22 protein-coding genes and 1 riboswitch are annotated in these 20,029 nt (G+C 70.1%); of the genes, 9 read left to right on the forward strand and 13 right to left on the reverse strand.

The window, feature by feature from the left end; all coding sequences use genetic code 11:
- Positions 1–45 precede the first annotated feature (45 nt).
- Positions 46–153: riboswitch (TPP riboswitch) on the reverse strand.
- A 94-nt stretch (positions 154–247) separates the two neighbouring features.
- On the forward strand, positions 248–1,348 hold the full coding sequence (gene aroC / locus HCU73_RS09880; protein ID WP_168623298.1) for a chorismate synthase: 1,101 nt from the start codon (positions 248–250) through the stop codon (positions 1,346–1,348).
- Between the two features lie 174 nt (positions 1,349–1,522).
- The gene (locus tag HCU73_RS09885; protein ID WP_168623299.1) at positions 1,523–2,215 is read left to right on the forward strand and encodes a hypothetical protein; all 693 of its coding nucleotides are present in this window, start codon (positions 1,523–1,525) and stop codon (positions 2,213–2,215) included.
- A gap of 4 nt (positions 2,216–2,219) precedes the next feature.
- Here HCU73_RS09885 and HCU73_RS09890 read toward each other — a convergent pair whose 3' ends face one another.
- The 11 genes from HCU73_RS09890 to HCU73_RS09940 all read right to left on the reverse strand — a co-directional run bounded on the left by HCU73_RS09890 (position 2,220) and on the right by HCU73_RS09940 (position 12,630).
- A complete protein-coding gene (locus tag HCU73_RS09890; RefSeq protein WP_168623300.1) occupies positions 2,220–2,615 on the reverse strand; it encodes a thioredoxin family protein in 396 nt (131 codons plus the stop codon).
- 21 nt (positions 2,616–2,636) lie between these two features.
- Positions 2,637–3,350 (reverse strand): cytochrome c biogenesis CcdA family protein, encoded by a 714-nt coding sequence (locus HCU73_RS09895; protein WP_168623301.1) that lies wholly within the window; start codon positions 3,348–3,350, stop codon positions 2,637–2,639.
- A gap of 65 nt (positions 3,351–3,415) precedes the next feature.
- A complete protein-coding gene (locus HCU73_RS09900; protein WP_168623302.1) occupies positions 3,416–4,288 on the reverse strand; it encodes a DMT family transporter in 873 nt (290 codons plus the stop codon).
- Between the two features lie 81 nt (positions 4,289–4,369).
- Positions 4,370–4,660 carry an HU family DNA-binding protein gene (locus tag HCU73_RS09905; RefSeq protein ID WP_168623303.1) on the reverse strand — a complete coding sequence of 97 codons (291 nt, stop codon included), beginning with the start codon at positions 4,658–4,660 and terminating at the stop codon, positions 4,370–4,372.
- 135 nt (positions 4,661–4,795) lie between these two features.
- The gene (locus HCU73_RS09910) at positions 4,796–6,280 is read right to left on the reverse strand and encodes an AMP nucleosidase (RefSeq protein WP_168623304.1); all 1,485 of its coding nucleotides are present in this window, start codon (positions 6,278–6,280) and stop codon (positions 4,796–4,798) included.
- Between the two features lie 27 nt (positions 6,281–6,307).
- Entirely contained in the window at positions 6,308–8,122 is a 1,815-nt protein-coding gene (locus tag HCU73_RS09915; RefSeq protein WP_168623305.1) for an adenine deaminase, read from the reverse strand.
- Positions 8,123–8,182: 60 nt separating this feature from the next.
- Positions 8,183–8,497, reverse strand: a complete 315-nt coding sequence (locus HCU73_RS09920; protein ID WP_168623306.1) for a DUF3775 domain-containing protein — start codon at positions 8,495–8,497, stop codon at positions 8,183–8,185.
- Positions 8,498–8,588: 91 nt separating this feature from the next.
- Positions 8,589–9,320 (reverse strand): SDR family NAD(P)-dependent oxidoreductase, encoded by a 732-nt coding sequence (locus HCU73_RS09925; RefSeq protein WP_168623307.1) that lies wholly within the window; start codon positions 9,318–9,320, stop codon positions 8,589–8,591.
- Positions 9,321–9,332: 12 nt separating this feature from the next.
- On the reverse strand, positions 9,333–10,577 hold the full coding sequence (locus HCU73_RS09930) for an MFS transporter (RefSeq protein ID WP_168623308.1): 1,245 nt from the start codon (positions 10,575–10,577) through the stop codon (positions 9,333–9,335).
- Positions 10,578–10,579: 2 nt separating this feature from the next.
- A complete protein-coding gene (locus tag HCU73_RS09935; RefSeq protein ID WP_168623309.1) occupies positions 10,580–11,341 on the reverse strand; it encodes a DUF1365 domain-containing protein in 762 nt (253 codons plus the stop codon).
- The gene (locus HCU73_RS09940) at positions 11,338–12,630 is read right to left on the reverse strand and encodes an NAD(P)/FAD-dependent oxidoreductase (RefSeq protein ID WP_168623310.1); all 1,293 of its coding nucleotides are present in this window, start codon (positions 12,628–12,630) and stop codon (positions 11,338–11,340) included. Before HCU73_RS09940 ends, HCU73_RS09935 begins: the two co-directional genes overlap by 4 nt.
- 229 nt (positions 12,631–12,859) lie before the next feature.
- Between HCU73_RS09940 and HCU73_RS09945 the strand changes: the two genes are divergently transcribed.
- From HCU73_RS09945 to HCU73_RS09970, 6 genes are all read left to right on the forward strand, one after another.
- A complete protein-coding gene (locus HCU73_RS09945) occupies positions 12,860–13,399 on the forward strand; it encodes a sigma-70 family RNA polymerase sigma factor (RefSeq protein WP_168623707.1) in 540 nt (179 codons plus the stop codon).
- A gap of 9 nt (positions 13,400–13,408) precedes the next feature.
- On the forward strand, positions 13,409–14,050 hold the full coding sequence (locus HCU73_RS09950; protein WP_168623311.1) for a ChrR family anti-sigma-E factor: 642 nt from the start codon (positions 13,409–13,411) through the stop codon (positions 14,048–14,050).
- Between the two features lie 125 nt (positions 14,051–14,175).
- Positions 14,176–15,531, forward strand: coding sequence for a homogentisate 1,2-dioxygenase (gene hmgA / locus HCU73_RS09955; RefSeq protein WP_168623312.1), 1,356 nt, complete (start codon positions 14,176–14,178; stop codon positions 15,529–15,531).
- Between the two features lie 33 nt (positions 15,532–15,564).
- A complete protein-coding gene (locus tag HCU73_RS09960) occupies positions 15,565–16,422 on the forward strand; it encodes an MBL fold metallo-hydrolase (RefSeq protein WP_168623313.1) in 858 nt (285 codons plus the stop codon).
- Positions 16,419–16,622: a hypothetical protein gene (locus HCU73_RS09965; RefSeq protein WP_168623314.1), complete on the forward strand. Its 204-nt coding sequence runs from the start codon at positions 16,419–16,421 to the stop codon at positions 16,620–16,622. The genes HCU73_RS09960 and HCU73_RS09965 overlap by 4 nt, the downstream gene beginning before the upstream one ends.
- A complete protein-coding gene (locus HCU73_RS09970) occupies positions 16,619–16,888 on the forward strand; it encodes a hypothetical protein (RefSeq protein ID WP_168623315.1) in 270 nt (89 codons plus the stop codon). Before HCU73_RS09965 ends, HCU73_RS09970 begins: the two co-directional genes overlap by 4 nt.
- Here HCU73_RS09970 and HCU73_RS09975 read toward each other — a convergent pair.
- On the reverse strand, positions 16,885–17,778 hold the full coding sequence (locus HCU73_RS09975) for a Hint domain-containing protein (RefSeq protein WP_168623316.1): 894 nt from the start codon (positions 17,776–17,778) through the stop codon (positions 16,885–16,887). The two genes, HCU73_RS09970 and HCU73_RS09975, sit on opposite strands and share 4 nt — an antisense overlap.
- A 177-nt stretch (positions 17,779–17,955) precedes the next feature.
- Entirely contained in the window at positions 17,956–18,735 is a 780-nt protein-coding gene (yaaA, locus tag HCU73_RS09980) for a peroxide stress protein YaaA (RefSeq protein ID WP_168623317.1), read from the reverse strand.
- A 157-nt stretch (positions 18,736–18,892) separates the two neighbouring features.
- Here yaaA and HCU73_RS09985 point away from each other — a divergent pair, with 157 nt between their 5' ends.
- A complete protein-coding gene (locus HCU73_RS09985) occupies positions 18,893–20,011 on the forward strand; it encodes an AI-2E family transporter (RefSeq protein ID WP_239025530.1) in 1,119 nt (372 codons plus the stop codon).
- Positions 20,012–20,029: the final 18 nt, after the last annotated feature.

Genomic DNA, 20,029 nt, shown 5'->3' on the forward strand with positions numbered 1-20,029 from the left:
CCTTCACTCCTCCATTGCGACGGGCGAAGTGAAGTGTGGGGCATGTCGGAACCCGCAAACCTTCCCTCCGCCGGTCCTAACCGGTTCAGGTTCAACGGGTTCGCGCGTCATCCCGCGCATCTCAGGCCCCTTAGGCCACCCCGAGGTGACGCAACACCTAGCGTTGCGGCGCACGCCCTGCAAGCGGCTTGGCATTTTCGCCGCAGGGCGGTAGGGCCTGAGCCGAGACACAAGGGATGCCCGCGCGATGAGCCTCAACAGCTTCGGCCACCTGTTCCGCGTCACCACCTGGGGCGAAAGCCACGGGCCGGCGCTTGGCGCGACCGTCGACGGTTGCCCGCCGGGCGTGCCGATCGAGGCGGCGGCGATCCAGCACTGGCTCGACCGGCGCAAGCCCGGCCAGAACAAGTACACCACCCAGCGCCGCGAGCCCGACGAGGTCGAGATCCTGTCGGGCGTGTTCGAGGGGCTGTCGACCGGCACGCCGATCCAGCTGATGATCCGCAACACCGACCAGCGGTCGAAGGACTACGGCGAGATCGCCCAGACCTTCCGCCCCGGCCACGCCGACATCACCTACTGGCAGAAATACGGCATCCGCGACTACCGCGGCGGCGGGCGGTCCTCGGCGCGGGAGACCGCGGCGCGGGTCGCGGCGGGCGGGGTGGCCCGGGCGGCGCTGGCGCAGCTGGTGCCCGGGCTGACCATCACCGGCTACATGGTGCAGATGGGCCCGCACGGCATCGACCGGGCGCGCTTCGACGCGGACGAGATCGAGCGCAACCCGTTCTGGGTGCCCGACGCGCAGGCGGCGGAACAGTGGGCCGCCTACCTCGACGGACTGCGCAAGTCGGGCGACAGCGTCGGCGCGGTGATCGAGGTGGTCGCCTCGGGCGTGCCCGCGGGGCTGGGGGCGCCGATCTACGGCAAGCTCGACACCGACCTCGCCGCCGCGATGATGTCGATCAACGCGGTCAAGGGCGTCGAGATCGGCGACGGCATGGCCGCCGCGGCCCTGACCGGCAGCCAGAACGCGGACGAGATCTTCATGGGGCCGGAAGGGCCGGAATACGGCTCGAACCACGCCGGCGGCATCCTTGGCGGCATCTCGACCGGGCAGGACCTGGTGGTGCGCTTCGCGGTCAAGCCGACCTCGTCGATCCTGACCCCGCGCCGCAGCATCACCAAGGCGGGCCAGCCCACCGAGGTGGTGACCAAGGGCCGGCACGACCCCTGCGTGGGCATCCGCGCGGTGCCGGTGGGCGAGGCGATGATGGCCTGCGTCGTGCTGGACCACCTGCTGCTGCACCGCGGCCAGATCGGCGGGGCCGGCGGCAAAATCGGCTGAATCTGCGGCGAAAGCGTGGTCGATCCCACCCCTTGCGTGGACAATCCGGCCAGGCCGGGCGGGCTACGGCGCATCCGCTGAACAATGCTCCGAAAGCTTCACGGGTCTGCCCCTTTCTCGCCACATTTGGCGGGGATTTGGTTCAAACTGGGGAAAGATTTGGGATGTCTTGAGATGGTCGGAGCCTTTCGCTCTGTCGACCGTCGCCGCCGCATCGGCTTCGACTGGATGCTGATCGCCGCGGCGTTGGTCGCCGGAGCCCTGCTTGCCGGAACGGTGATCCGGAGCGGGACCGTGGGACAGGTGGCGCAATTCGGCACGCAGGTCGGCGGCCTGAGGTCGCTCGGCCCGAACGAACGTCTGGTGGTGTTCGAGGACATGTCCTCGGGCGCCGGGGCCGGGTGGTCGGGCGGCCGGCGCGACGCGGCGCATGTGGGCCTCGGCGCGATCTGGCTGGCCGACCCGCCCCACGCGCCGCTCACCCGCGAGATCGCGCTGCCCGAGGGCACGGTGCGGGCGGTGCTGTCGCTCGACCTCATCGCCATCGACGCCTGGGCGCGGGAGGGCCTCGAGCTGCGCGTGAATGGCGCCCCCGTGCTGCGCCAGCGCTTCGGCCCCGACGCCCCCGCGACCGAGACGATCGCCGCCGAGCACGTGACGCTCCGCGGCCGGCTCGCCCCGCCGCAGGCGCTTGGCTTCGACCCCGCGCAGGCGGAGCAGCGGCTGAGCGTGGCGGTCGCCGTCACCACGCCGGGCGCGACGATCTCGCTGGCCATCCATCCCCTGCCCGCAGACGGCGCGGCGGACGGCCCCGCCCCGACCTGGGCGGTCGACAACCTGATCGTGGTGGCCGAAAGCCTGCCCTGATCCGTCAGGCCAGCCCGAGGTCCAGCAGCGCGCGGATCTCGACCTCGCGGGTGCCGGCGACGATGCGGCCCAGCTCCGTGTCGCCGCGCAGCAGGACCAGCGTGGACCGGCGCGGGATCGCCAGGCTTTGCGCCAGCTCGCCGGTGCCGTGGGTATCCCAGTCGACCTTCACGAAGGTCATCGCCGCGTCGTAGGCGGGGTTCGCGCTGCGCAGGCTTTCGATGATGCGGCCCTGGGTGCGGCAGGTCGAACACCAGGTCGCCGAGAAATCCACGAACACCGTCTCGCCGGCGGCCAGGCGGTCGCGGACGAGGCCGGGAGTGTAGTCGATCATGGCGCGGGCCCGGCCGGCCAGCGGCAGGAGGGCGAGGGCGGCAATCAGGGAACGGCGGTCGATCATGGCGGGCTCCGGGGGGTTGGGTCAGAGGGCGACGGACAGGTCCTGCAGCCAGACCGGCATCCGGTCGAGCAGCCAGGCCTCGGCGATGTGGTGCCAGCGCAGCAGGATCGCCGCGCCGACGAAAACGAAGACCGCGCCGAGGATCGGGCGCGAGGCGGTGGCGACGCGGCGGAGCGCGCCCATGTGGCGCTGCATCAGCCGGCGCGCGCCATAGCCCAGCCCCACGATGACGGTGCCGATGCCGAGCGCGAAGCCCGCCATGATGGCGAAGGCGCGCAGCAGGTCCTCGCCCTGGCTGGCCAGCGAGATCGCGCCGCCGAGGGTGGGGCCGACGCAGGGGCTCCAGACCGCGCCCAGCAGGAGACCGCCGAGGAACTGGCCCTGCCAGCCGTCGCGGGACAGGCCGCCCATGCCGGTGTCGGCCCGCGCGGCCACGCCCGCGGTGGCCAGGGCGAAGCGCGCCTGCGCCTGCGGGATCAGGAGGACGAGGCCGAAGCCCAGCATCAGGACCGCGCCGGCGCGGGCGACGGTGTCCTCGGTCAGTCCCACGAGGTGCCCCGCGGCGATCACGCCGAAGCCCAGGGTGACAAAGGCCAGCCCCATGCCGCCCGCCAGCGCCAGAGGCCCCCAGCGGCTGGCCTGCAGGGCGCCGGCCAGCACGATCGGCAGGATCGGCAGCACGCAGGGATTGATCAGGGTCAGGAGACCCGCACCGTAGGCAAGAACAAGGTCCATGCGCCGGTGATGCCCGCGCCGGGCCGACCTGTCACGCCACAGCTGCGTGATCGCGGCGTGAGGCGTCAGGCGGGTTTCGCCCGCGCCAGCTGCACCGCGAGGATGCCGGCCGCCACGATGGCCACGCCCAGCGCGTCGACCCAGCTCAGCGTCTCGCCCAGCAGCGCCGCGGCGATGGCGACGCCGAACACCGGGTTGAGGAAGTGGAAGGTCGCCGCCCGCGTCGGCCCGATGCGGCCCACCAGCCAGAACCAGATCAGCGTGGCCAGCAGCCCAGGCATCAGCGTGGTGTAGACGAAGGCCACCACGAAGGCGGTGGACCAGGTGACCTCCAGCGTCTCGGTCAGCGCCGCCACCGGCGCCAGCGCCGCCGCGCCCACCAGCATCTGCAGGCCCACCACCATCAATAGGTTGCCGCCGCCCGACGACGCGCCGCGCACCGCCAGCGTCGCCACCGTCAGCGCCACCGCGCCGATAAGGCACAGCACGATCCCCAGCCCGTCGGCGCCGCCGCCCAGCCGCTGCACCATGATGAGGCCGACGCCCAGAAAGCCCGCGGCCATCCCCAACAGCCCCAGCGCCGGCAGCCGGTCGCGGAAGATGCCCCAGTTCGCGGCGGCCACCAGCAGCGGCATGGTCGAGGCGATGATCGCGGCCAGCGACGCCTCGACCCACTGCATCGCCACGAAGTTGAGCCCGAGGTAGAGCGCGTTCTGGCAGATCCCGAAGATCACCACCGACCGCCACTGCGCCTGCGTCAGCCGCATGGTCTGGCCCAGCGCCAGCGCGATGCCGATGCCGATCACGCCGGACAGCAGGAAGCGGACCGCCAGTGCCGTGACCGGCGGCGCCGCCTCGACGATGATGCGGGCCGAGGTGAAGGCCGACGACCAGATCAGGGCAAAGACGAGCCCGGCCAGCAGCGCGCGAAGGTCCATGTGGGGAAACCGTCAGGTGGAAAAGGAAAGGGCCGCGGCCCCGTCGGGCGCGACCCTTTCACGAATGCCGGGTGAGGGCAATCAGCCGTTCACGCTGTCCTTGAGGGACTTGGCGACGGTGACCTTCACCTGCTTGTCGGCTTCCTTCTTGATGCTCTCGCCGGTGGCCGGGTTGCGCACCATGCGCTCGGCCCGCTCGCGGCAGTAGACCTTGCCGATGCCCGGCAGCGTGACGGCGCCGCCGGCGGCCACTTCCTTGGTCACGACGGCCGCCACGGCGTCGAGCGCGGCGGCGGCGGTTTTCTTGTCCGAGCCCATTTCCTCGGCGATGGCGGCGACGAGCTGCGTCTTGGTCATCGGTTTCTGTGCCATTGATGCTTATCTCCTGAATACTGCCCGAGCCCTTGGGCCCGCTGCGCGAAAACTAACCGGATTTTGTAGACACACACAACGCTTTGCGTGCGTGAAAGGCCCAAAAACAGGGCTTTTCGGGTGTTTTTTGCCATCTCAAAGGAAGGCCGTCTCCTCGAAAGAGCGCAGTTTCCGGCTGTGGAGCCGTTCCAGCGGCATGTCGCGCAGCGCTTCCATCGCCCGGATTCCGATTTGCAGGTGCCGCGACACCTGCGTCTTGTAGAAGGCCGAGGCCATGCCGGGCAGCTTCAGCTCGCCGTGCAGCGGCTTGTCGGACACGCACAGGAGCGTGCCATAGGGCACCCGGAAGCGGAACCCGTTGGCGGCGATCGTGGCGCTTTCCATGTCCAGCGCGATGGCCCGGCTCTGGCTCAGGCGCTGCACCGGGCCGGTCTGGTCGCGCAGTTCCCAGTTGCGGTTGTCGAGGCTGGCCACCGTGCCCGTGCGCATGATGCGCTTGAGCTCGTAGCCCTCCAGCTCGGTGACGCTGGCCACCGCCTGTTCCAGCGCGACCTGGATCTCGGCCAGCGCCGGCACCGGCACCCAGACGGGCAGGTCGTCGTCCAGCACCTTGTCCTCGCGCAGGTAGGCATGGGCGAGCACGAAATCGCCCAGCCGCTGCGAGTTCCGCAGCCCGGCGCAGTGCCCGACCATCAGCCAGGCATGCGGGCGCAGCACCGCGATATGGTCGGTCGCGGTCTTGGCGTTGGACGGGCCGACGCCGATGTTGACCAGCGTGATGCCGTTCCCGTCCGCCCGTTTCAGGTGGTAGGTCGGCATCTGCGGCATCTTGGGCGGCTGGTGGATCGGCGCGTCGGGGTCGGTGATCTCGACATTCCCGGTGGCGACGAAGCCGGTGTAGCCGCTGGCGGGGTCGGCCAGCATGGCGCGGGCGTAGGCCTCGAACTCGTCGACGTAGAACTGGTAGTTCGTGAACAGCACGTGGTTCTGGAAATGCGACGGGTCGGTGGCGGTGTAGTGCGCCAGCCGCGCCAGCGAGTAGTCAACGCGCTGCGCGGTGAAGGGCGCCAGCGGGTGCGCCCCGTCCTCGTAGGTGAAGCCCAGCCCGTTCACGATGTCGTCGTTGGTGGTGGCGAGGTCCGGCACGTCGAACACGTCGCGCAGGGTGAAGTCGCCCGCGCCTTCCTGCGGGACGGTGATGGTGCTGTCGTTGGCGACCGCGAAGTGGATCGGCATCGGGGTCATCGACGGCCCCACCTCGACCGGCACGCCGTGGTTGCGCACCAAAAGGCCGATCTGCTGGCGCAGGTAGTTGGCGAACAGGTCGGGCCGGGTGATGGTGGTGGCGTAGGTGCCGGGCTCGGCCACATGGCCAAAGCTCAGGCGGCTGTCGGTCACGGCGTAGGTGGTCGTGGTGATCCGCAGCTCGGGGTAGTAGGCGCGGAACCGCGTGTCGCCCGGCGCGCCGCTGGCCAGCGTCCCGGCAAAGCGGTCGCACAGGAACCGGACGGAGCCGCGATAGAGCGTCTGCAGGTAGGCCACCGCCTCGGCGGCGTCGGTGAACTGGCGCGGCTCGCCCTGGTCGGGCGTCGCGATCTTGTGCGCATGCACGTAGGTCATGGGAACCCTCTTGTTCTTGTTCTCAGGTCAGTCCGCGGGGTCGAGGATCAGGTCGGTCAGCTGGAACCGGGTGACGTCCACCAGCCCCAGGTCCGAGATGCGCAGGCTGGGGATGACAACCAGCGCCAGCAGCGAATGCTGCATGTAGGCGTTGTTGAGGGTGCAGCCACAGGCGGCCATCGCCTCGACCATGGCCTGCGCCTTGGCCGCGACCTCGGCCGCCGGGCTGTCGGACATCAGGCCGGCGATCGGCAGCTCCACCAGCGCGATCTCGGCGCCGTCCTTCCACACCGTCACGCCGCCGCCCACCTCGGCCAGCCGGTTGGCCGCCGCCGCCATCAGCGCGCGGTCGGTGCCGACAACGATCATGTGGTGGCTGTCATGCGCGACGGTCGAGGCCATCGCCATCGGCACGTCGTAGCCGAAGCCCGAGACGAAGCCGTTCACCACCTCGCCCGTGCCCCGGTGCCGTTCCACCAGCGCGATCTGGCACACGCCGCCCTGCCCCTCGATCAGCCCGTCCACGACGGGCAACATCGCGGTCAGCGCCTCGGTCGGGGCCTGGTTCTCGACCACGCCGATGACGCGGACGGTGGCCTCGGCCGCGCCCCTGGGCGCCGCGATCTCGAAATCGGCGGCGGTCAGCGCGCGGCCGAGATGGACCGAGTTGCGCGTGTCGGCGGGCCAGTCGAGATGCGGGCAGTCGACAAGGCAGGTGCCGCCCTCGGCCACCTTGCGGCCGCGCGCGTAGACCGCCTCGACCGGCAGCGCCGCGAGGTCCGAGGTCACGATCATGTCGGCCCTGCGGCCCGGCGCGATCTGGCCGATCTCGCGCTCCAGCCCGAAGTGGCTGGCGGTGTTGATCGTCGCCATCTGCAACGCCACCAGCGGGTCGCAGCCGCAGGCGATGGCGTGGCGCACGGCGCGGTTCATGTGGCCCTCGTGGACCAGCGTGCCGGAATGGCAGTCATCCGTGCACAGGATCATGTTGCGCGGGTCCAGCCCGCGTTCCGTGATGGCCGTGATCTGCGCCTCGATGTCGTACCAGGCGCTGCCCAGCCGGATCATCGACCGCATCCCCTGCCGCATCCGGGCCACCGCGTCGGCCTCGCAGGTGCCCTCGTGGTCGTCGGCCGGCCCGCCCGCGACATAGGCGTGGAAAGACGGCCCAAGGTCGGGCGAGGCGTAATGCCCGCCGACCGTCTTGCCGGCCTTCTGCGTTTCCGCGATCTCGGCCAGCATCTGCTGGCTGCCGTTCACCACGCCGGGGAAATTCATCATCTCGCCCAGCCCGATGATCCCGGGCCAGCGCATCGCCTCGGCCACGTCCTCGGGGCCGATCTCGTAGCCCGTGGTCTCCAGCCCCGGGGCCGAGGGCGCGCAGCTCGGCATCTGGGTCCAGATGTTGACCGGCTGCATCAGCGCCTCGTCATGCATCAGCCGCACGCCGCGCAGGCCGAAGACATTTGCGATCTCGTGGGGGTCGGTGAACATGCTGGTCGTGCCGTGCGGGATCACGGCGCGGGCGAATTCGGCGGGCGTCAGCATCCCGCTTTCGATATGCATGTGCCCGTCGCAGAGGCCTGGCACCAGGTAGCGGCCGCCAAGGTCCTCGACCCGCGTCTGGGGCCCGATGCAATGCGCCGCGTCCGGGCCGACATAGGCGAAGCGGCCATGCCGCACGGCGACCTGCCAGCCCTCCATCACCTCGCGGGTCTGCACCAGCACCACGCGGGCGCCCGTAAGCACGAGATCGGCCGGCGCGCGGCCGGCGGCGGTGGCGACGAGGTCCGACGCGACGTCGGCCCAGGCGGGAAAGGGGGAAAGGCTGCGCGGGTCCATGGCGCAGTGTCCCTTATCGCCCAGCCGCCTGCAAGTGACGGCTGGATGACGGGCGCGACGTCAGAGGAGGTCGTCCTCCTCGTCCGAGATGTCGAGCTCCATCGCCTCGGCCCCGGCCTCGAGGTGGTCGGCGAAATGGGGGCTGCCCAGCAGGTAGTCGGCGGTCGGCGTCGTCGCCTCGGCGCGGGCGGTGTCGACGGCCTCGTCCCAGTCCTCGGGGTCGAAGCTGCCGCGCCCGATCCAGTAGAGCGCGACCAGCTCGGCCTGCTCGTCGTCGTTCATGCCCGCGATGAAGGCCCGAAGCTCGCCTTCGGCCCGGTTCATCTCGTGGCCCATCAGGATCACCTGCGCCACCTTGCGCACCGAGATCTCCATGGCGCGTCCCTCCTGTCCTCGCGTCTGTCCTGCCCGATCATAGCATACGGTCGCGCCGCGCCGGTCGTTGATCTGGCGCAAACGGTGGCGGTCAGAAGAACAGGCGCCGGTAGAGCCCGTGGGGCAGGAAGGCGCTGCCCCGGAAGGCGAGGCTGAACAGGGTCGGGAAGCTGCGCGCGAAGCGGCTGCCGCACATGTGCTGGAAGAAGATGTCTGCGGCCGGCTCCGGCTCCATGATGAAGGGCATGGAGAAGTCGTTCTTGTCGGTCAGCCGCGTCTTGATGAAGCCGGGGTTCACCAGCTGCACGTCGACGCGCGTGTCCTTGAGGTCGCCGTCGAGCGATTCCGCCAGCGAATAGAGCCCCGCCTTGGACGCGGCATAGCCGATGGCGCCCGGCAGCCCGCGGAACCCCGACAGGCTGCCGGTCAGCACGATGTGGCCTGCGTTCCTTGCCACGAAGGCGGGCACGACATGGCCCAGCACGCGGGCTGCGCCGGTCAGGTTCACGTCGAACATGGTCTCGACCGCCTCGGCGTCCCAGTTCGTCGCCGGCACGGGCCAGTAGACGCCGGCGAGGAACACCATGCCGTCGATCTCGCCCACCTCGGACCACGCGCGCGCCACGCTGTCGCGGTCGGCGATGTCCATCGCCACGCAGGTCGCCCGCCCCGGCAATTCGGCGGCCAGCGCCTCGAGCCGCTCCATCGACCGCGCCGACAGGACCAGCTCCACCCCCGCCCGGCTCATCTTGAGCGCCAGCGCGCGGCCCAGGCCCTCGGACGCGCCCACCAGCCAATAGCGTTTTCCGCTCCAGTCCCGCATCAGGGTCTCCTTTCAGATCGTGGCATGACGCCCGCCCTCGGGCAGCGGCGTCGTCGCCAGCACCGCCATCGCGCCCAGCTTCAGGACGCAGGGCACCAGCGCGTAGAGATAGGTCAGAAGGTCGAGCGCGCCCGGCGGGCTGTCGCCGCCCGACACGAAGCCCGCCGCATCCAGCGCGGGCAACAGGACGACGGCGGCGAAGGCCAGCGTCAGTTTCGACACGAAGGCCCAGAGCCCGAAGGCCGCCGCCGCCTCGGGCGCGACCTGTTCCATGCGACGGGCGAAGAGCGCGGGCAGGAGGGCGAAATCGGCCCCCAGCGCGGCCCCCGAGGCGAGGCAGACGAGGGCGAAGAGCGTGGTGTCGCCGGCGCCGAGCGTGAGCACGACCGAGAAGGAGGCGATGGCAAGCGCCATGGCCGACAGCAGCATCGCGCGGGCGCCGAAGCGGGCGGCCAGCCGCGCCCAGACCGGCGCGGCCCCGGCGGCGGCTAGGAAGAACAACAGAAGGAGCGGCCCCTCCCACCCCGGGGCCTGCAGCACGCTTTCGACGTAGAACAGGAACAGGGTGGAGGACACCGCCACGGGCGCCGCGTTCATCAGCGCGACCAGCAGCAGTCGCCGCGCGATGGCGTCGCCCAGCACCGCGCCGAAGCCCGAGGCGCCGGGCGCCGCGCCGCCCCCGGTCCAGTCCCGCCGCATGAGCCAGAGCGCGACGGCGCACAGCCCCGCGAAGCCCAGCGCGAAGTTGCCGTAGGGATCGCCGGTGGCGTCGAGGAGCGCGGGCGCGACGGCGGCGGCGCAGACCCCCAGCAGCGCGCCGGTCTCGCGCCAGGCGGCAAGGCGCAGGTAGCCCTGCGGCCCGAGGCGCGGGGCGGCGGCGACCCCCTGCGCGTACATGCAGATCGTCAGGAAGGAGAAGGCCGAGAACAGGCCCGTCATCGTCAGCGCGAACCACCAGACCGGCGCGATGGGGGGCGCCACGGCGAACAGCCCCAGCATCGACACCGCCAGCACCCCGACACCCCCCAGAACCGCCAGCGCCCGGTGCGCCCTGAGCCGCTGCGCCAGCCAGCCCAGCGCGGGGTCCTGCACCACGTCGAACAGGCGCAGCGCGAACAGCACGCCGGCCAGCGCCGTCAGCCCGACGCCGTAGTCGTCGACGTAGACCTTGGGCGCGTGGATGTAGATGGGCAGCCCGGCGGCCGCCAGCATCGCGGCAAAGACCGCGTAGCCGGGTCGCGACGGGGCATGGGACATGGTCAGGAGACTTCTTGCTCCGGCGGGGTCGGCCGCACGCGGTAGGGCGCGCCCTTCCACCACAGCTTCAGCGCCTGCCAGTGGATCAGGGCCAGCACCCGCCGCGCGCCGAGGGGGCGGCGGACGGCCGAGCGCAGGATGCCCCAGCTGGTCAGCGGCGCGCGCCTGCCGGTCAGCGTGGCCAGCACGCCCTCGTTCCCGGTGGAATAGTCGATCCAGACCCCCACCCGGTCGTCGCGGATGTCGAAGCGGAAGGTGTAGCCGCCCTCGATCGGCTGGAACGGCGACACGTGAAAGATCTTCTGCGCGCGAAGCGTGTCCTCGCGCGTGATCGGCCGCTGGTCGTGGTGCGCGCAGAGGTAGGAATGCCGGTCGCCGAAGGTGTTCGTCACCTCGGCGATCACCGCGCGCAGCCGCGCCTGCCGGTCATGGGCCAGCCAGAAGGACACCGGGTTGAACACGTGCCCCAGCATCCGCGGCTGCGCGAGCAGCATCAGCCGCCCGTCGGTCACGTCCGACAGCCCATGCGCCGCCAGCACCTCGCGCGCCCAAGCCGCCCCGCGGCCCTGCTTCGGCGCGCCGCCGTGGTCGATGTCGTGCAGCGCCGTCAGACCCGCGCGGTTGCGGCCGAACAGCCAGGGGGCCCGCGGGCGGGCCTCCTCGGCGTCCAGCATCACGTAGTCGATGGAGTAGGTGAAGGCATTCTCCACCGCGCCCCGCCGCCCGTGGAAGGTGGACCCGGCGATATGATCGACCCGGCTCATGCCGCCAGCGCCGCCCCGTCGCGCGCGGCCATCGCCTCGACCACGTCCATGGCGCTGCCATAGCCGTCCTCGTGGAAGCCGTTCTTCATCCAGGCGCCGCAGAACCAGGTGTTGTTCTGCCCGTTCATCGCCCGCACCGCCCCCTGCGCCGCCAGCGCGGCGAGGTCGTAGACCGGGTGGCGGAACTCGGCCACGTCGTAGATCAGCTTGTCATCGATGGGCGCGCGGCTGTTCAGCGTGACGAACAGCGGGTCGCTTTCCGGGATCGGCTGCAGGCAGTTCATCCAGTAGGTCAGGTCGATGGGCCCGCCCTCGTGGCCGCGGCGCTCGGTGTAGTTCCACGACGACCAGGTCGCGCGGCGCCGGGGCATCGCGCGGGCGTCGGCGTGCAGCACGGCGGTGTTGGGCTGGTAGCGCACGGCGCCCAGCGCGGCGCTTTCCTGCGGGGTCGGGTCGGCCAGCATCCGCAGCGTGTCGTCGGAATGGGTGGCGAAGACGACCTCGTCGAACACCTCCCAGTGGCCCTGCCGCCGCACCTCGACGCCCAGCGCGGACCGCTTGACCGTCTCGATGGGGGACGCGAGCCGGATCTCGACGCCCTTCAGCATCATCGCCCGCTCCAGCCGCGTGACGTATTCGATGGACCCGCCCTTGACCGTGTACCACTGGTGCTGGCCGGTCGACTGCAGCAGGTGATGGTTGCGGAAGAACCGCACCAGCGCCTGCGCGGGGAAATCCATGATCTCCTCCTTGGGCGTCGACCAGATCGCGCCCGAGATCGGGGTCATGTAGTAGTCGCGGAACCAGCGGCCCATGCCCATCTGGTCCATCAGCTCGCCCAGCGTGATGGTCGAATCGGTCGCCACCCGTTCCGCCTCGGCGTTGAAGCGCAGGAGGTCGCGGATCATGCGCAGGAAGCCCGGGTTGGCGATGTTGCGCTTCTGCGCGAACAGCGCGCCGAGGTTGCGCAGCCCGTATTCGATCGCGCCGCCGCCGATCGAGGCGGCAAAGCTCATGTCGGACTTCGCCACCGGCACGTCCAGCTCGGCGAAGAGGCGGGTCAGGTGCGGGTAGTTGGCGTGGTTGAACACGATGAAGCCCGTGTCCACCGGCTGGTCGCCATGCTTGCCGGCCACGATGGTGCGGGCGTGGCCACCCAGCCGCGGCTCGGCCTCGAACAGCGTCACCGAATGCTGGTCGGACAGGTGGTAGGCAGCCGCCATCCCCGAGATCCCTGCGCCGATCACGGCAATACGTTTCGGCGCGGCGGCCGGCTGTTCGAATGGCATGCGGTTTTGTCCCCTCAAGGTCGTCGAAATGCGCGTCCTGAGGGTTACGGGCCTCAAGCTGCGGCAGATCAAAGAAAATAAATTTGATCCGGTCTAGGGAGAATCTCGTAACCCGGGTATGCTGCTGTCGAACGACCACGCTGACCAGCCAGCCGACGCCTTGCCGGGGCCCGCCGAAGCCCTGCATAAGGTGCGTCGGCCAGAAAGGCGTGCGCAGACCGTGACGGCAATGGAAAAGACCGAAGCGCATTGGGTGGCCACCATCGCCGCCATTGCGCAGAACCAGGATCAGAAGGCCTTCGCCGAGGTGTTTCGCCACTTCGCGCCGAAGGTGAAGGCGTTCCTGATCAAGTCGGGGGCCGACGTGAGCCTCGCGGAGGAGTGCATGCAGGACGTGATGGCCACGCTCTGGCACAAGGCGCATCTCTACGACCCGTCGCGGGCCTCGGTCGCGACGTGGATCTTCACCATCGCCCGGAACCGCAAGATCGACCTGCTGCGCCGCTACGCCCGGCCCGAACCCGAGGACCTGCCCTGGGGCCCCGAGGATGCACCGGACCAGGCCGACGTCATCGCGCTCCAGCAGGAATCGACCAAGCTCGCGGAGGCGATCCGCAAGCTCCCCGCAAAACAGCGGGAATTGATCGAACGCGCCTATTTCGGCGATCTGACCCACAGCGAAATCGCTGCGGAAACCGGATTGCCCCTTGGCACGATCAAGTCCCGCATTAGGTTGGCGCTGGAAAGGTTGCGCCACGCAATGAATTAAGGAGGCCGAATGCCCGCCATTCGCCATCATATCCCGGACGATCTCTTGATGGGCTACGCCGCCGGCGTCCTGCCCCAGGCGTTCGATCTCGTGGTTGCGACCCACGTCTCGCTCAGCGACGACGCCCGCGCCCGCCTCGCCAGCTACGAGGCGCTGGGCGGGGCCGTCCTGTCCGATCTCGACCAGGCCCAGATCGACGAGGACAGCCTCGACCGCACGCTGGCCAAGATCAAGGGCATGGCGCCCGAACCCCGGCCCGAGCCGTCGCGCGGGGTGTTCCCGTCGCCGCTGCGCAAGGTGGTCGGCGGCGACGCCGATGCCGTGCGCTGGAAGGGCGTGGGCCTCGGGGCCAAGCAGTCGGTCCTGTGCTCGGACGGCGAGGCGACCGCGCGCCTGCTCTACATCCCGGCCGGCCAGGCGATGCCCAAGCACAGCCACCGCGGCATGGAAATGACGCTGGTGCTGCAGGGCGCCTTCCGCGACGAGGACGGCGTCTTCGCCCGCGGCGACATCGAGGTGGCCGACCAGCAGGTGGACCATACCCCCATCGCCGAGCCGGGCGAGGATTGCATCTGCCTCGTCGCCACCGACGGGCGGCTCAAGTTCCAGGGCCTCCTGCCCCGCATCGCGCAGCCTTTCCTCGGCATCTGAGGAACCCGGCCCAAGGATCCAGGCCCGCCCGACCCGGCGGGCCTTTTTCATGCCCGGGGCGTCAGTCGTTGCAATTTCAACGGTCCTGTGGCATGTGTCCGGCCTGACCCGCCGGAGGCCGCGCCATGACCGAACAGAGCACCCCCCGCCCGATGATCCAGGCCCCGTCGCTGCCGGGCCCGCACGAGGGCTACATGCCGGGCTTTGCCAACGACTTCGAGACCGAGGCGCTGCCGGGGGCGCTGCCGCAGGGGATGAACAGCCCGCAGAAATGCAACTACGGCCTCTATGGCGAGCAGCTGTCAGGCACCGCCTTCACCGCCACCCCGCCGGAACGGACCTGGAGCTACCGCATCCGCCCCTCGGTCAAGCATTCCGCGCGCTACACGAAGATCGACCTGCCCTACTGGCGGTCCGCGCCCAACGTGGACCCCGACGTGATCAGCCTCGGGCAATACCGCTGGAACCCGGTGCCGCATACCGGCGACAAGCTGACGTGGCTCACCGGCATGCGCACCATGACCACGGCGGGCGACGTGAACACGCAGGTCGGCATGGCGGCCCACATCTACCTCGTCACTGCCTCGATGGTGGACGAGTATTTCTATTCCGCCGACAGCGAGCTGCTGGTCGTCCCGCAGGAGGGGCGGCTCAGGTTCTGCACCGAGCTCGGCATCATCGACCTGAAACCGCAGGAGATCGCGATCCTTCCCCGCGGCCTGGTCTACCGGGTCGAGGTGATCGACGGCCCCTGCCGCGGCTTCGTCTGCGAGAACTACGGGCAGAAGTTCGAGCTGCCCGGCCGCGGGCCCATCGGCGCCAACTGCCTCGCCAACCCGCGCGACTTCAAGGCGCCGGTCGCGGCCTTCGAGGACCGCGAGGTGCCCTCGACCCTCACCATCAAGTGGTGCGGCCAGTTCCACCTCACCGAGATCCCGCAATCGCCGCTGGACGTGGTCGCGTGGCACGGCAACTACGCGCCCTACAAGTACGACCTGACCACCTATTGCCCGGTCGGCGCGGTCCTGTTCGACCACCCCGACCCGTCGATCTTCACCGTGCTGACCGCGCCCTCGGGCGTGCCGGGGACGGCGAACATCGACTTCGTCCTGTTCCGGGAACGCTGGATGGTGGCCGAGGATACCTTCCGCCCGCCGTGGTACCACAAGAACATCATGTCCGAGCTGATGGGCAACATCTACGGCCAGTACGACGCCAAGCCGCAGGGCTTCGTGCCGGGCGGCATGTCTCTGCATAACATGATGCTGCCCCACGGGCCGGACCGCGAGGCCTTCGAGGGCGCCTCGAACGCGGAGCTGAAGCCGCACAAGCTCGACAACACCATGTCCTTCATGTTCGAGACCCGCTTTCCCCAGCACCTGACCGCCTTCGCCGCGAAGGAGGCGCCGTTGCAGGACGATTACATCGACTGCTGGGACAGCCTGGAAAAGAAGTTCGACGGCACGCCGGGCCGCAAGTAGGCTGGCGCGACGAAGAACCGGGCAGGGGCGCGCATGGACAGACCCGACAGGCTGGTGCTGCTCGGCACCAAGGGCGGGCCGGCGATCCGCCCCGGCGGGCCGATGCCGACGGCCTCGCTGCTCGACATCGGCGGGCGGCGCTGCGTGGTCGATTGCGGGCTGGGCGTGTCCAAGGGGCTGGTGGAGGCGGGGGTGGACCTGAAGACGCTCGACCTCGTCTTCGTCACCCATCTCCATTCCGACCACGTGCTGGAACTCGGCCCGCTCCTGCACACCGCCTGGACCAGCGGGCTGGCGACGCCGGTGCAGGTCTTTGGCCCCGCCGGCACGCAAGCGGTGTGGGACGGGTTCCTTTCCTCGCTCCGCTGCGACATCGAGACCCGGATCGCGGACGAGGGCCGCCCCGACCTGCGCGGCCTCGTCACGATCCGGGAATTCGCCGAGGGCGCCCTGCCCGTCGACGGGCTGACCGTCACCGCGCTGCGGGTCGATCACCCGCCGGTCACCGACTGCTTCGCCCTGCGCTTCGACAGCCCCGGCTGGTCGGTCACGTTCTCGTCGGACACCGCGTATTTCCCGCCGCTGGCCGGGTTCGCCCGCAGCACGGACATCCTCGTCCACGAGGCGATGCTGGAGCGCGGCGTCGACCGGCTGGTGGCGCGCACCGGCAACGGCACCCGGCTCAAGGCGCACATCACGCGCTCCCACACCGAGGCCGCGGACGCCGCCCGCATCGCCGCGGCGGCGGGGGTGGGCCGGCTGGTCCTGACGCACCTGATCCCCGCCGACGACCCCGGCATCACGGCGGCCGACTGGCACGAGGCCGTGGCGCCGCATTTCACCGGCCCTGTCGTCGTCGGCACCGACGGCCTGACCCTGACGCCGCGATGAGCAAGTTCGGCCCCTCCCACGGCGAGCTGAAGCTGCGCCTGGCCATCAGCCTCGCGGGCCTCGCGCTGCTGGTCGGGGCCTATGCCACCAACGGGATCGGCGGCATCGCGTCGCTGGAGATCGCGATCATCGGGACTGCCTTCTTCGGCGGCTCGGCGGTATGGTGCATCCTCAGGTTGAGACGAAAGGACGACCCATGAGCACCGGCCAGACCATCCAGCTTGTCCTGCAGGGCCTCGTCTTTCTGGCCTGGGCCGGGCTGATGTTCCGCACCCTGTTCCTGTGGCGCCGCCGCGCGCAGGACGAGACGGGCGCGGCGCTGCACGGGCCGGGACAGATGCTGAAACAGGCCGGCCGCTGGCTGCGCGCGCCCGAGGACAAGACCGACCGCAGCACGCTGTTCTTCCTGACCTTCGTGCTTTTCGCGATGATCCTGAGCTCGGTCTTCCTCGGCCCGCCGGGCTAGGCCGCCCGCGCGATCCCCAGCCGCGCCTTCAGCGCCGCCGGCAGCATCCGGGCGGCGGAAATCCGCGGTGCCGGCATCTCGGGCAGGCGCGCGGCCTCGCCATGGACCGCCATGTAGTCCGCGTGGTTGTCGAAGACCTGCCGCCCGGCATAGTCGATGAAGGTCTCGGCGGGGACGCCCTCGGCGAGGATCAGGTCATGGTCCGCGGTCTCGACGTGGTAGACGGCGAACAGCTCGCCCAGATCCGACAGGGGCACCCGGTCGATGCTGTGCCCGTTCACCAGCGCACCGGCATCGACCAGCAGCCCGTCGATGGACAGCGCATGGTCGGCCGTCACCACCAGATCGCGCTGCGGCAGGCCCTCGCCCAGCGCGCCCGCCCGCACCCGCACCGGCTGCAGGCGCTCCGCCGTGCCGAAGCGCGTGGACAGGGTCTGTCGCCAGAGCCACTTGACCGGAACGCTGCGCCCGTCCGCCGTCATCACCAGATCGCCGGCGGCCAGCGTCTCGACGGCCCTGTCGCCCCCGGGCGTCCGGATCCGCGTGCCCGCGGCAAAGCAGTTCACCACCTGCGCGTTGTCGTTGAAGGTCACGTCCAGCGGGCTGGTGAAGACCACGTTGTCCAGCTGCCCGTCATGGGGGATCCGCAATTCACCGGTGGACGCGCTGACGAAGATCGCGAAGTCCTCGCCGTTGATGTTCACGGTGTACTGCGAATACAAGACGAAGGTGCTGGTGAGATAGTCGCCGGCGGTGGCGGTGCCGCTGTTGTCCGCATCGACCGCGGTGTTGTTCTGCAGCAGATTGACTGTGTTCGTGAAGGTCAGTTGATCGGCGTTGATCGTAGAATTCGAGAAAAGAAGGATCTTCGTGGTTGTCACATTGGCCATGGGATCGGCGCTCCGGGTCTCGTGGCGATAATCCCGAAATGGTCGCCCCGTCGGTTGCGACGATCAAGAAAAAATTCTCCATCTGCATCAGACGGATGACGCGGCGTCGACCGCGGCCCGCCGATCAAGGGCGTCGCGGAGGCCCCCCGGCTGCCCCGTCGCGGGGCGGGCTGACGCTCAGGCCGCCGCCTCGGCCGCCTCGGCCCGGCGCAGGAAGGCCGGACGCCCCGGGGCGCTGAGGTCCGGCGCGTGGGCATAGCCGCCCGCGTCGAAGTCGAGGATGCCGGCGGGGTCGGTCAGCCGCCGCTCCACGATGAAGCGCGCCATCGCGCCGCGGGCCCGCTTGGCGTGGAAGCTGACGATCTTGGGCCCGCCCGGCTTGTCCTCCAGGAACTGCGGCGTGATGACGTCAAGCTTCAGCGCCGCCTCGTCCACCGCCGAGAAATACTCGACCGAGGCGCAGTTGATCAGCGTGGTCGCCCCCAGCGCCGCGGCCTCCTCGTTCAGGGCGCGGGCCAGCCGCTTGCCCCACCAGGCATAGAGCGTCGGGCCCTTCTTCGTGGCCAGGCGGCTGCCCATCTCGAGCCGGTATTGCTGGATGCCGTCGAGCGGGCGCAACAGCCCGTAGAGCCCCGACAGGATGCGCAGCCGTTCCTGCGCAAAGCGCAGGTCCTCGGCGTCGAGCGTCGCGGCCTCCAGCCCCTGGTAGGTGTCGCCGGCAAAGGCCAGCGCGGCGGGGCGGACATCGTCCCGCTCGGCGGCGAAGCGCCGGAACCGGTCCACGTTCAGCTGCGCGAGCGCCGGGGACAGGTCCATCAGCCCGGCCAGCTCATCAGCGCTCAGGCGGCGGGCCACCTTCGCCAGCGCGTCCGCGTCGGACTGGAACCGCGGCGCCGTCATCTCCACGTCACGGGGCGCCCAGTCGAGGCGCTTGGCGGGGGAAATCACGGTCAGCATGGGCCTTCACTCCGGTCGGTCTGCGGTCGGGTCAGACCTAGCGCCGCAAGCCCGGCCCGGCAACCTGCGGGACGGGCTTGAGATTGGGCCCGACAGGCCGCACAGTGGCGGGGATGACCGACCGACCCGCCCCGTGACACCCCCCGTGGAGCCCCGCTTGCCCCAGGCCGAGCCACGCCCGCGCGACCGGCTGCAGACCGGCGCGCTGATCGTGATCGCGGGCGCCGTGATCCTGTTCCTGCTGGTCGAGGCGCGGTTCCTGCTGACCTCGCTCGCCGTGGCGATCATCGTCTTCAGCCTGACCAGCGACGCGATCAACTACATCTCGCGGATGCGGATCGGGCCGCTCAGGGTGCCGAACTGGCTGGCGAGCATCGCCGCGGTGGTGCTGATCTCGACCGGCCTGTTCATGCTGTCCTCGCTGGTGCTGAGCCAGATCAACACCGTACTGTCGACGACGCTCACCTACACCGAACGCGCGCCGGGGGCGGTGGCCGACCTCTTCGCCTGGATGGGCCCCGAGGTGGAAACCGCGATCCAGAACGCGATGGGCAGCGTCAACGTCTCGGGCTACCTGCGCACGGTGGCGGGCCAGGCGGGCGGGCTGATGCAGGGCACCGTGCTGGTGATCCTGTTCGTGGGCTTCCTGTTCGCCGAACGGCTGTGGTTCGACGTCAAGCTGACCAGCCTGATGGGCGGCGACGCCGAGCGCGCGGCCCGGGCGCAGCGCATCATCGGCACCATCATGCACCGGGTGAACTACTACCTGCTGGTCAAGACCGTGGTCAGCGCCGTGACCGGCCTGATGGCCTACGGGGTCAGCGTGCTGTTCGGCCTGGACCTCGCCGTCGCCATCGGGGTGCTGACCTTCGTGCTGAACTACATCCCCAATGTCGGGTCCATCGTGGCGACGGTGCTGGCGACGCTGGTGACCTACGTGCAGCTGGGCGAGCCGGCGGCCACCATCGGGTACTTCTTCGCGCTCTTCGCGATCCAGTTCGTGAACGGCAACGTCATCGACCCCTGGCTGATGGGCAAGACGCTGCGTCTGTCCACCTTCGGGATCATCGTGTCGCTGGCCTTCTGGGGCGCGGTCTGGGGCATCGCGGGGATGTTCCTGTCGGTGCCGATCATGGTGGCGGTCATGATCGTGTGCAGCCACGTGCCGGGGCTGCGGCCCGTCGCGGTGCTGCTGTCGCGCGAGGGGCTGCCCGAGGAGGAGCCGCTGTCGCTCGACCGGGCCGCCGGGCGGACCCCGGCGACGGGCGGCCGATGACCCCGCGGGGCCCCCGGA

It is taken from the genome of Roseicyclus persicicus (genome assembly GCF_012395815.1).
Lineage (GTDB): Bacteria > Pseudomonadota > Alphaproteobacteria > Rhodobacterales > Rhodobacteraceae > Roseicyclus > Roseicyclus persicicus.

What these genes read in the sequence shown, in the direction of transcription:
- aroC (WP_168623298.1), top strand. Translation starts at nt 248, where the DNA reads ATGAGCCTCAACAGCTTCGGCCACCTGTTCCGCGTCACCACCTGGGGC.
- HCU73_RS09885 (WP_168623299.1), top strand. Translation starts at nt 1,523, where the DNA reads ATGGTCGGAGCCTTTCGCTCTGTCGACCGTCGCCGCCGCATCGGCTTC.
- HCU73_RS09890 (WP_168623300.1), bottom strand. Translation starts at nt 2,615, where the DNA reads ATGATCGACCGCCGTTCCCTGATTGCCGCCCTCGCCCTCCTGCCGCTG.
- HCU73_RS09895 (WP_168623301.1), bottom strand. Translation starts at nt 3,350, where the DNA reads ATGGACCTTGTTCTTGCCTACGGTGCGGGTCTCCTGACCCTGATCAAT.
- HCU73_RS09900 (WP_168623302.1), bottom strand. Translation starts at nt 4,288, where the DNA reads ATGGACCTTCGCGCGCTGCTGGCCGGGCTCGTCTTTGCCCTGATCTGG.
- HCU73_RS09905 (WP_168623303.1), bottom strand. Translation starts at nt 4,660, where the DNA reads ATGGCACAGAAACCGATGACCAAGACGCAGCTCGTCGCCGCCATCGCC.
- HCU73_RS09910 (WP_168623304.1), bottom strand. Translation starts at nt 6,280, where the DNA reads ATGACCTACGTGCATGCGCACAAGATCGCGACGCCCGACCAGGGCGAG.
- HCU73_RS09915 (WP_168623305.1), bottom strand. Translation starts at nt 8,122, where the DNA reads ATGGACCCGCGCAGCCTTTCCCCCTTTCCCGCCTGGGCCGACGTCGCG.
- HCU73_RS09920 (WP_168623306.1), bottom strand. Translation starts at nt 8,497, where the DNA reads ATGGAGATCTCGGTGCGCAAGGTGGCGCAGGTGATCCTGATGGGCCAC.
- HCU73_RS09925 (WP_168623307.1), bottom strand. Translation starts at nt 9,320, where the DNA reads ATGCGGGACTGGAGCGGAAAACGCTATTGGCTGGTGGGCGCGTCCGAG.
- HCU73_RS09930 (WP_168623308.1), bottom strand. Translation starts at nt 10,577, where the DNA reads ATGTCCCATGCCCCGTCGCGACCCGGCTACGCGGTCTTTGCCGCGATG.
- HCU73_RS09935 (WP_168623309.1), bottom strand. Translation starts at nt 11,341, where the DNA reads ATGAGCCGGGTCGATCATATCGCCGGGTCCACCTTCCACGGGCGGCGG.
- HCU73_RS09940 (WP_168623310.1), bottom strand. Translation starts at nt 12,630, where the DNA reads ATGCCATTCGAACAGCCGGCCGCCGCGCCGAAACGTATTGCCGTGATC.
- HCU73_RS09945 (WP_168623707.1), top strand. Translation starts at nt 12,860, where the DNA reads ATGGAAAAGACCGAAGCGCATTGGGTGGCCACCATCGCCGCCATTGCG.
- HCU73_RS09950 (WP_168623311.1), top strand. Translation starts at nt 13,409, where the DNA reads ATGCCCGCCATTCGCCATCATATCCCGGACGATCTCTTGATGGGCTAC.
- hmgA (WP_168623312.1), top strand. Translation starts at nt 14,176, where the DNA reads ATGACCGAACAGAGCACCCCCCGCCCGATGATCCAGGCCCCGTCGCTG.
- HCU73_RS09960 (WP_168623313.1), top strand. Translation starts at nt 15,565, where the DNA reads ATGGACAGACCCGACAGGCTGGTGCTGCTCGGCACCAAGGGCGGGCCG.
- HCU73_RS09965 (WP_168623314.1), top strand. Translation starts at nt 16,419, where the DNA reads ATGAGCAAGTTCGGCCCCTCCCACGGCGAGCTGAAGCTGCGCCTGGCC.
- HCU73_RS09970 (WP_168623315.1), top strand. Translation starts at nt 16,619, where the DNA reads ATGAGCACCGGCCAGACCATCCAGCTTGTCCTGCAGGGCCTCGTCTTT.
- HCU73_RS09975 (WP_168623316.1), bottom strand. Translation starts at nt 17,778, where the DNA reads ATGGCCAATGTGACAACCACGAAGATCCTTCTTTTCTCGAATTCTACG.
- yaaA (WP_168623317.1), bottom strand. Translation starts at nt 18,735, where the DNA reads ATGCTGACCGTGATTTCCCCCGCCAAGCGCCTCGACTGGGCGCCCCGT.